The following is a 9380-nucleotide window of genomic DNA, read 5'->3' as shown; positions in this document are numbered from 1 at the left end:
ATGCCGACCCCTCCCCATAGTATCATAAACGGTTACTGTAATTTATGAAGGAGGGCTTGCCTTTTTTCCGGACTCCGAGGAGAACAACTCTGCTTCGTTGTCCACAAAATACGGATATAGCAGCTTTGCGGAGCAATGCGCCGGTTACCCGTATATTTTCCCCACGATCTTTCCGCGTGCTGCGGCAGGCAGGAGTTTGCACAGGAGACTCAGGAATTTATACTGTGCGCCGGCAACATAAACGACTGCCGGGTTCTTTTTCTCCACAATACCGGCGATGTACCGTCCAATGCGTGCCGGGTCCATGCCGTTTTGTTCGTCGTGCTCCATCTGACTGACGCTCCGGGAGATACGTCCGCCGTATTCATCGTCGCCGAGAATGCTTTTCTGACGTGCTTTTGTAAATCCGGTGCAGATGTCACCCAGCTCTACGACGGTGACATGGATGCCGTAGGGCTTGACTTCGTTTGCCAGCGCATAGGAGTAAGAGGAAACGGCGGCTTTGCTTGCAGAGTAGAAGGTCTGGAACGGAATGTGCGCTACGGCAGCAACAGAGCTGATGTTCACAATATGCCCTTTCCCTTGATGGCGCATGAAGGGGAGAACCGCTTTATCTACAGTGACTGTCCCGAAAAAGTTTACATCAAACTGTGCTTTGGCTTGCTCCATGGACGTAAACTCCACCGCACCGGAAATGCCAAAGCCTGCACAGTTGATCACTGCATCGATTTTGGTCTCTTTTTGGATGACCTGCTGCACAGCGGCGTTGACCGCATCTTCATCGGTCACATCGACAGACAGATGGGTAACACCCTCCATAGGGATATTTCTGCGGCTGAACTCATAGACGATGCAGCCGTTCTCTTTCAGAGCAGATGCCGTGCACCGTCCGATGCCGGAGCTTCCGCCGGTAACAATAACGACCTTGTTGGTTTCTCCCGCCATGATTTTTCCTCCTGAAAATGTTGATCTGGTTCGAGTATACCGCATCGCAAGATGACTGTCTATACTGATAGCCGGATTGTGAAAAAGCACAGGGATCAACTTGCGCAAATTTTTACGCAGATTGGCCTCTCTTTTTTACACAGCCAATGCCAATTAGCGCTTGAAATCGAAATGCTGCGCAAGTATACTATACTAGCTATGCTGTACAAGCTTGATCAAAAATCAGTATGCCAGTTGACCATAAAAGACATACCAGAATTGAAGTGCGTGGCAGAATCAAAACCCTATGAGGATGAAAATGAAATTCGATAGAAGGCTTACAGATGAAATCTACACTTCCGATACGGTAAGGCTGGGAAAAATGCGTTTCAGGCCATGCGGGAGACGATCTATCATAATGGTGGTGTTTCGTTTCGCGGTGCATCGGGCGAGATGATTTTGCATCGTTTGGATTTAAAGAAAATTTTTATCTCGACAGGATCAGCATGCGATTCAAAAAACAGAGGAGAGATATTTTACTATGATTTACAAAAAGCGATACGGTCAACCGTTTGATACCGAAAGTGTAGTGGGTTCTTTTTTGCCCATGATGGAAACGATACCCTATCTGACCAAGGAGCCGGATGGTTTCTCCTATGCCATGGAACCGCAGGATGTCCTGTATGGTCTTGGCGAGAACGTCCGTGGTATCAACAAGCGCGGATGGGTGTACGAAAGCAAATGCTCCGATGACGGCAACCATACCGAGGGCAAATCCTCGCTGTACGGTGCTTATAATTTTATGATCGTGTCCGGCAAGGATACATTTGGCTTTTTTATTGACTACCCGGGCAAGGTCACCTTTGACTGCGGCTACACCGACCTGGATACCTTACACATCACGGTGGCCGAGGAAAATTACGATCTCTACATCATTGAGGGCGAAAGCCTGACCGATATTGTGCGCCAGTTCCGCCAGTTGGTGGGGCGCAGTTATATTCCGCCCAAATGGGCTTTTGGCAACGCCCAGAGCCGCTGGAGCTACATGAACGAGGACGAGGTCCGCGAGGTGGTGGCAAATTACCGTGCCAATCATATGCCGCTGGACGCTGTGGTTCTGGATATCGATTACATGGAGCGTTACAAGGACTTTACGGTGGATGCGCAGCGCTTCCCGCGCTTTGCGGACTTTGCCGCCGAGATGAAAGCGCAGGGCATTCATCTTGTCCCCATCATCGATGCAGCAGTCAAGGTCGAAGATGGATATGATGTGTACGAGGAGGGCGTGAAAAACGGCTACTTCTGCACGAATCAGGATGGCACCCCCTTTGTAGCCGGTGTGTGGCCGGGACGGGTACACTTCCCTGATATGCTCAACCCGGAAGCCCGTGCTTGGTTTGGCAGTCAATATAAAGTTCTGCTGGATCAGGGGATCGAGGGCTTCTGGAATGATATGAACGAGCCTGCTATCTTCTACGCAGAAGAAAGACTGAAAAAGACCTTTGCTCAAATTGAGAAATACAGCAAGCAAAACCTGGATATTTCCAGCTTTGGTGCTTTTACCGGCATGGTGGCAGGGCTTTCCAACAACGAAAACGATTATAAGCTGTTCTACCACAACACCAAACAGGGGCGTATGCGGCACGACAAGGTACATAATCTTTTTGGTTATAACATGACCCGTGCGGCAGGTGAGGCTTTCGAGCGGCTGGAGCCGGACAAGCGCATTTTGATATACTCCCGTTCTGCCTGCATCGGGATGCACCGGTATGGCGGCATCTGGACTGGCGACAACCATTCTTGGTGGAGCCACATTCTGCTTGCGCTGCACATGATGCCCTCCCTGAATATGTGCGGCTTCCTGTACGAAGGCCCCGACATTGGCGGCTTTGGCAGCAATACCACGGAGGATCTGGTGCTGCGCTGGTACGGCTTGGGCATCTTCTCTCCGCTGCTGCGGAACCACTCTGCCGACGGCACCCGCCGGCAGGAGCCCTACCGCTTTAAGAACAAGGCTGCCTTTGCCGGTATTTTACAACTGCGCTACCTGCTGCTGCCCTACATTTACAGCGAGTACATGAAAGCTGCCCTGCACGACGGCATGTACTGTATGCCGTTGGCGTTCGCCTTCCCGGAGGACGACTTTGCCCGCCGGGTAGAGGATGAGGTGATGATCGGTGAAAGCCTGTTGATCGCCCCGGTATATGAGCAAAATGCCCGTGGTCGGTATGTTTATCTGCCGGAGGAGATGCTGCAGGTGCGGGTAAAGTGCAGCGAAAGCAACCGCATGGAAACCAGCGTGCTGCCGGCAGGCCATCATTACATTCCGGTGGAGCTGGATGAAGTGGTGTTCTTTATGCGCAAGGGACACCTTCTGCCCCTTGCCAAGGACGGCAAAAAGATCCAGAGCGTTGCCGATGTGGACTTTGCAGATCTGCGCCTGCTTGCCTATGCTCCCGATGGTGCATCCTATGAATACTATACCGATGACGGCGAGACAAAGGATTACGACAAACCGGAACATTTTGTGCATATCACGCTGGATGCGGATGGAAACGCAAAGAGCGATCGTGCTACGGTCAAAGTAGAAGGATAATCGTCAGTCATTACGCAGTTCCTACAGAGTGACAGCGTTTCAGCTTGAAATGCTGCCACTCTTTTTTGTTGTCTATATCACGGATAAAATGGCCATTCCATCTTGAAAACAGCGTAAAGATTTATTATAATAAGATAAATAGTTGTAGCTTTTGCAAAGGAGGGCTGAAGTATGGCAGCGCCGCGCACCTATCTGGCAATCGACCTGAAAAGTTTCTATGCCTCGGTGGAGTGCGTAGACCGCCATCTGGACCCCCTGACCACCAATCTGGTGGTGGCAGATGCCTCCCGCACCGAAAAGACCATCTGCCTTGCGGTGTCGCCCTCCCTGAAGGCCTACAAGATACCCGGCAGAGCACGGCTGTTTGAAGCCGTTCAGCGGGTGAAAGAGGTCAACGCCCAGCGGCTGCAAACTGCCATCCGGCAGAAAAAGGCAGTCCGGGGAGAGGACGGCAGGTACCACTTTGCCAGAACCTCTTTCGATGCCAATGCCCTGAACGCAGACCCGGCGCTGGGGCTGAGCTACATCGTTGCGCCACCCCGGATGCAGCGGTATCTGGACGTTTCCACCCAGATCTACAAGATCTACCTCAAATATGTGTCCCCAGCGGATATCTACCCCTACTCCATTGACGAGGTTTTCATTGATGTGACGGGATATCTGCCCTACTACCACATGAGTGCCCATGAACTTGCCATGACCATGGTGCGGGAGGTGCTGTACAACACCGGCATCACCGCAACGGCAGGCATCGGCACAAACCTCTACCTTGCAAAATTGGCGATGGACATTGTGGCAAAACACATCCCGGCGGACAAGGATGGTGTTCGCATTGCAGAGCTGGACGAGCAGTCCTACCGGTATCTGCTGTGGAATCACCGCCCTCTGACGGATTTCTGGATGACCGGCCCTGGTACCGTCAAGCGGCTGGAAGCCCACGGCATTTATACGATGGGGGACTTGGCACGGTTTTCCATCCATGGAGAAGATCGTCTGTATGAAATTTTTGGCATGGATGCAGAAATCCTTATTGACCACGCATGGGGCTACGAACCCTGCGGTATGGCAGAGATCAAAAGCTACAAGCCCAGCACCAATAGCATCAGCGAGGGACAGGTGCTTTCCACTCCTTATCCGTATGATAAAGCAAAACTCATTGTCCGGGAAATGGCAGAAATCTTGATGTTCCGGCTCACCGAAAAGAAGCTGGTGACGGAATCCATCACCTTGGAGATAGGCTACGACCGGGAGAACGTGGACAAGGGCGGTTATCGTGGTCTGACCCAGACCGACCGCTACGGCAGAACCATCCCCAAGGCAGCTCACGGCACTATCCGGTTTGATGCGCCCACCAATCTGGGCAGCACCCTCATCAACGAAAGCGCAAAGCTGTTTGAGCGTATCACCGACCCGGCGCTGACGGTGCGGCGCATTACCATCAACGCCAACAAGGTCACGCCGGACGAGGGCTTCTATCAGGTGGACTTTTTCACCGACACCAAGAAGCTGGAAAAGGAGAAAAAACTCCAGCAAGCCATGCTGGGCATCAAGAACAAGTACGGCAAAAACGCCGTGCTGAAAGCCAGCAGCTATGAGGAAGGTGCCACCATGCGACAGCGCAACGCACAAATCGGTGGGCACAGTGCAGGAGGTTCGGCGGGAGGGTCAGATGGAAAACTACAAAAATAGCAAAATCGGGCGGGAAACCGCCCAAAAGTACGGGAACATCCTGGAGATGGAACGCCCCCAGACCGAAGAATCCCTCCGCAAGCACCCCCGCATGACCCTTCAGAACCGTGCCAAGATCTTCTCGCCCTTCTCTCCGCTGCGGGGCTATGACGAGCAGCTTGCCGCAGAAAAGCAGCGCACCGAGCGGGTGACCAAGCGCATTTTGACCGAGGAAGAAATGTCGGCTCTGTCCGATCGGCTGATGCAGGTTACCAAGGGCATGACCATCACGGTGCGGTACTTCAAGGAGGATACCGCCCACCCGGAGGTTCCGGCAGTGGGCAACTACATCACCCTGACCGGAAAAGCAGACCGCATCGACCCGGTGTTCCGCACCCTGCAGGTGGGAGACACCGTGGTGCCCTTTGAAGATCTGGTGGAACTCGGCGGGGAGGGCATCATGGACATTGATGCGTATCTGGGCATCGGGGAAGAATGAGATGACAAGAAATGTTGAAAGAGATATTTATGGGACAGTTCTTTCGATAAAATAACCTCAGAAGAAGCAAAACACACTTCGGATGGAGGAAAATACAATGGCAAACGATGATTACGGCTATTTCGGCAAAGGTGACACGGGCTATGCCCAGTACATGACAGCCTTCAACCGCAACTTCGGTGGCTCGTCCGGCGGCGGTGGCGGCGGCCACAACAATGGTGGCGGCAGTGGTGGAGACGGAAGCGGCTGCGGCTGCCTCATCGCCATTGCGGTGGTGGTCGTGCTGGTGCTTATTGCCATGGGAAGCTGAGGGGCATTTCCACAGCACTGGACTGCTTGCGTGACCCGGTCACAGAAAATTTAACTAGGAAATGTTATCATATAGTCACAGGAAACACCAACAACATTCCGATGGAGGATTTTAATATGAAGGCAAAGTTTTATATCTGTGAGCACTGTGGCAACCTGGTCACCACCATCCACAACGCAGGCGTTCCGCTGGTCTGCTGCGGCGAAAAGATGAAGGAACTGCTCCCCAACACGGTGGAAGCCAGCGGCGAAAAGCATCTGCCGGTGGCAGAGCGTTCCGGCAGCACCCTCACGGTTACGGTGGGTGCGGTGGAGCACCCCATGGTGGATGTGCACCACATCCAGTGGCTCTTTGTGGAGACCGAAAACGGCGGACAGCTCCGCTACCTCGTCCCCGGTCAGGCACCCAAGGCGGTGTTTGAGCTGGGCGGCGAAAAGCCGGTGGCGGTCTACGCCTACTGCAACCTGCATGGTCTGTGGATGACGAAACTTTAAGAAATGAACGGGCTCCTGCCAGTGGTTAAACGCTTGCAGGAGCCTGTTTTGGCGTGCAGTCAATGGTTCTGGCGCAGGCGTATCAGACAAAAATGAAAATAGGGTAAACATTGAAATACAGAGAGATCGTGGACGGCATTTTTCTTGACCGTCCCAACCGTTTTATTGCCCATGTAGATGTGAACGGCACGGTGGAAACCGTCCATGTCAAAAACACCGGGCGGTGCAAGGAACTGCTGCTGCCCGGTGCGGCGGCTCTTTTGTGCGCAGGTGCTTTTCCGCAGCGGCAAGCCCTCGTCAAAATTCCGGGTGCCATTCATCCCGGATGCCAATGTCGGCACAGACGATCTTTCCGCACAGCGGCGCAGAAGCTTCTGCCATATGCAAAGGCTTATAGCTGTCGAAGGTTACGGTCAAGTCCGCATGGGCAGCACCTTCGGCAACCTCGCCGGTATCCGTATTGATGCCGCTGGGCAGGTCTACGGCCAGCACAAAGGCACCGCTCTTGTGCAGACGGCGCATCAGCCCGCAGGCAGCAAGGCCGGAAGGCCGCAGCTCACCATGGAACCCGGTGCCGTAGAGGGCATCCACAGCAGCATCAAAGCGCTGGGTTTCCAGCACGGAACCGTCGGCGCAGATGTGCAATGGCAGGGAGTGCAGACGCTCAAAGTTGCGGATGGCGTCAGCGGTTTTCGGCTCGCCCTCGGCCAGAAGAACGGTCACATTCCAACCATCTTTTGCGGCGGCGCGGGTGATCACGAACCCATCGCCGCCGTTGTTGCCCTTTCCGCAGACCACCAGCAGCCTGCCGGGATGTGGAAACTGCTTTTGCAGTTCGGCGTAAGCCGCCAGCCCGGCGTTTTCCATCATTTGCAGGTAGGGCAGACCGTGGGCATTCCCGGCTCGTTCAATTTCCTTCATCTGCACAGCCGTCACAATGCGATGTTTCATGTTGGCACCTTCTTTCTATCTCTATTATAATGGATGAGAATGTTTGGAACAAGATGAAGGATAACGGTGCATAGAATCTGTCCCCGGAGAGTTGGAACAAGCCCTCCGGGGGCATTTTTGTTTTTCGGAAGCTTTTCCACAAGGGAAAATCATGGTATACTGGACCCAAAGCCATAAAATGGGAGGTACCGTTATGAAGTGGGGAATTTTAGCGACCGGCACCATTGCCAAAAAGTTTGCGTCTACGGTGGAACAGATGGGCGCAGAAGGGGAGCAGCTTGTTGCCGTGGGCTCACGGCATCTGGAAAGCGCACAGGCGTTTGCGCAGCAGTACGGCATTCCCCGCTGCTATGACTCCTACGAAGCCCTTGCCGCCGACCCGGAGGTGGAGGCCATCTATATCGCCACCCCCAACACCCTGCACTACGAAAACTGCAAGCTCTGTCTGGAGCAGGGCAAGCACGTTTTGTGCGAAAAGCCCTTTACCATCAGCCCGGAGCAGGCGCAACAGCTGTACCGTCTGGCGGAGGAAAAGCACCGCTTTCTCATGGAGGCGTTCTGGATCTGGCTGCTGCCGCTGTACGACCGCCTGCGCGAGATCCTTACTGCTGGCACCATCGGGGAGCTGAAGCAGATCACCTGTCAGTACGGCTTTGTTGCCTCCGGTGCCCGGAAGGACCGCAAGTTTGATTCCGGTCTGGGCGGCGGTGCGCTGCTGGATATCGGCATCTACAATCTGGGCTTTCTGCGCATCCTCACCGGACAGGACCCGGAGAAGGTGGAGACCAAAGAGGTCCACATCAACGAGTACGGCACCGACGATTACAGCCGCCTTGCGCTGACCTACCCCGGCGGCTGCAAGGCGGAGTCTGTCCAGACCATCGGGCAGGAGCTGGAGCGCAATGCCCGTATCGTGGGTACCAAGGGCAGTATTTTCCTGCCGGATTTCCAGCACGCCGAGACCATGACGCTGGAAGTGGAGGGCAAAGAGCCGGAGGTCATCCGCTGCCCGGTGGACATCAACGGCTTTGAGTATGAGATCCGGGAAGCAAGCCGCTGCGTCAAACTGGGGCGCACCGGCAGCGACCGCTACACCCCGCAGGACAGCCTTGCCTTGACCCGCCTGATGTACGACACCCGCATGAGCTGGGGCATGAAGTTTGCGGGTGAGGTGTAAGCACACACCTTGCCGCAAAGGGCTTTTTACGTGCGGAGACTATGGCATACGGAGAGCGGCAACTCGGAATTGATATAAAAAAGAAGGACACATAGATGAAAACAGTGGTTCTTTATAATATTATTTCTTTTATCATCCTCGTTGCTTTGATTTTTGTCTTAAGGATTGTTAGTAAGAGTAATTTAAGACAAAATCAACAACTTGTTATTAAAGTCATTGCAACTATTTTAATTGTTTGTGTGATAGCGTTCGTGCTTTTTATTGATGCAATAGCATTTGGCATTATAGGACCAGTTCAAGATTAACAATTCCAGTTTGACAAGGAAGTGCTTTGCATGAAAAAGCGTATATCAAGGATTCTCGGTTTAATAATGCTGATTATAGCTATTGCATTTATAGTGTTTGCATTGAACCATCCAGAAATGAGTTTTCCTTGGAACAATACCATTACTTGGTTACTGTATGGTTTATATATTCTTGTGACAGTCATGTTGCTTATTGCGCCTAAGACGAAGAAGTAAACAATTCGCGTTTGTGGAGCGAAGCAGAACAATGAAAGCCCCAGTGGGGCTTTTAAGCGACCGAACGGTCTTGCGGCAGCAAGATGGAGGGGCCTCGCCCCGACAAGTTCGCGTTTGTGGAGCGAAGCGGAACAATGAAAGCCCCAGTGGGGCTTTTAAGTGACAGAACAGTCTTGCGTAGCAAGATGGAGGGGCCTCGCCCCGACAAGTTCGCGTTTGTGGAGCAAAGTGGAACAATGA

At 53.1% G+C, this 9380-nt stretch carries 9 protein-coding genes and 1 pseudogene; 8 read left to right on the top strand and 2 right to left on the bottom strand.

The annotated features are described in order from the left end of the window. Positions 1–144 precede the first annotated feature (144 nt). Positions 145–945 carry an SDR family oxidoreductase gene (locus tag WMO17_RS10655; protein ID WP_349138045.1) on the bottom strand — a complete coding sequence of 267 codons (801 nt, stop codon included), beginning with the start codon at positions 943–945 and terminating at the stop codon, positions 145–147. 520 nt (positions 946–1465) lie between these two features. Between WMO17_RS10655 and WMO17_RS10650 the strand changes: the two genes are divergently transcribed. The 6 genes and pseudogenes from WMO17_RS10650 to WMO17_RS13215 all read left to right on the top strand — a co-directional run. Further along, positions 1466–3520, top strand: coding sequence for a TIM-barrel domain-containing protein (locus tag WMO17_RS10650; protein WP_349138044.1), 2055 nt, complete (start codon positions 1466–1468; stop codon positions 3518–3520). Positions 3521–3691: 171 nt separating this feature from the next. Next, positions 3692–5209, top strand: a complete 1518-nt coding sequence (locus WMO17_RS10645) for a Y-family DNA polymerase (RefSeq protein WP_349138043.1) — start codon at positions 3692–3694, stop codon at positions 5207–5209. Continuing rightward, positions 5190–5687, top strand: coding sequence for a YolD-like family protein (locus WMO17_RS10640; protein WP_349138042.1), 498 nt, complete (start codon positions 5190–5192; stop codon positions 5685–5687). The genes WMO17_RS10645 and WMO17_RS10640 overlap by 20 nt, the downstream gene beginning before the upstream one ends. A gap of 97 nt (positions 5688–5784) precedes the next feature. Next, complete coding sequence (locus WMO17_RS10635) at positions 5785–5997, top strand: HFLK protein (RefSeq protein ID WP_120080727.1); 213 nt, start codon at positions 5785–5787, stop codon at positions 5995–5997. A gap of 116 nt (positions 5998–6113) precedes the next feature. Continuing rightward, the gene (locus WMO17_RS10630; RefSeq protein WP_223387934.1) at positions 6114–6491 is read left to right on the top strand and encodes a desulfoferrodoxin family protein; all 378 of its coding nucleotides are present in this window, start codon (positions 6114–6116) and stop codon (positions 6489–6491) included. 128 nt (positions 6492–6619) lie between these two features. Continuing rightward, positions 6620–6703: pseudogene (locus WMO17_RS13215) on the top strand (DNA/RNA nuclease SfsA); the annotation flags it as partial. A gap of 85 nt (positions 6704–6788) precedes the next feature. On the opposite strand, the gene WMO17_RS10620 reads toward WMO17_RS13215, so the two are convergent. Continuing rightward, positions 6789–7442: an NAD(P)H-hydrate epimerase gene (locus WMO17_RS10620; protein ID WP_349138041.1), complete on the bottom strand. Its 654-nt coding sequence runs from the start codon at positions 7440–7442 to the stop codon at positions 6789–6791. 193 nt (positions 7443–7635) lie between these two features. Between WMO17_RS10620 and WMO17_RS10615 the strand changes: the two genes are divergently transcribed. Both WMO17_RS10615 and WMO17_RS10610 read left to right on the top strand, forming a co-directional pair. Then, positions 7636–8619 carry a Gfo/Idh/MocA family protein gene (locus WMO17_RS10615; RefSeq protein WP_349138040.1) on the top strand — a complete coding sequence of 328 codons (984 nt, stop codon included), beginning with the start codon at positions 7636–7638 and terminating at the stop codon, positions 8617–8619. A 95-nt stretch (positions 8620–8714) separates the two neighbouring features. Beyond that, positions 8715–8924 carry a hypothetical protein gene (locus WMO17_RS10610; protein ID WP_097772305.1) on the top strand — a complete coding sequence of 70 codons (210 nt, stop codon included), beginning with the start codon at positions 8715–8717 and terminating at the stop codon, positions 8922–8924. Positions 8925–9380 lie beyond the last annotated feature (456 nt).

Source organism: Faecalibacterium faecis (genome assembly GCF_040096475.1).
In the GTDB taxonomy this organism is placed as follows: domain Bacteria; phylum Bacillota; class Clostridia; order Oscillospirales; family Ruminococcaceae; genus Faecalibacterium; species Faecalibacterium taiwanense.
The sequence above is the reverse complement of the archived record's forward strand: the minus strand, read 5'-3'. Positions and strand labels throughout refer to the sequence as shown.

Coding starts and splice junctions, on each gene's coding strand:
- WMO17_RS10655 (WP_349138045.1), bottom strand. CDS start 945: ATGGCGGGAGAAACCAACAAGGTCGTTATTGTTACCGGCGGAAGCTCC.
- WMO17_RS10650 (WP_349138044.1), top strand. CDS start 1,466: ATGATTTACAAAAAGCGATACGGTCAACCGTTTGATACCGAAAGTGTA.
- WMO17_RS10645 (WP_349138043.1), top strand. CDS start 3,692: ATGGCAGCGCCGCGCACCTATCTGGCAATCGACCTGAAAAGTTTCTAT.
- WMO17_RS10640 (WP_349138042.1), top strand. CDS start 5,190: ATGGAAAACTACAAAAATAGCAAAATCGGGCGGGAAACCGCCCAAAAG.
- WMO17_RS10635 (WP_120080727.1), top strand. CDS start 5,785: ATGGCAAACGATGATTACGGCTATTTCGGCAAAGGTGACACGGGCTAT.
- WMO17_RS10630 (WP_223387934.1), top strand. CDS start 6,114: ATGAAGGCAAAGTTTTATATCTGTGAGCACTGTGGCAACCTGGTCACC.
- WMO17_RS10620 (WP_349138041.1), bottom strand. CDS start 7,442: ATGAAACATCGCATTGTGACGGCTGTGCAGATGAAGGAAATTGAACGA.
- WMO17_RS10615 (WP_349138040.1), top strand. CDS start 7,636: ATGAAGTGGGGAATTTTAGCGACCGGCACCATTGCCAAAAAGTTTGCG.
- WMO17_RS10610 (WP_097772305.1), top strand. CDS start 8,715: ATGAAAACAGTGGTTCTTTATAATATTATTTCTTTTATCATCCTCGTT.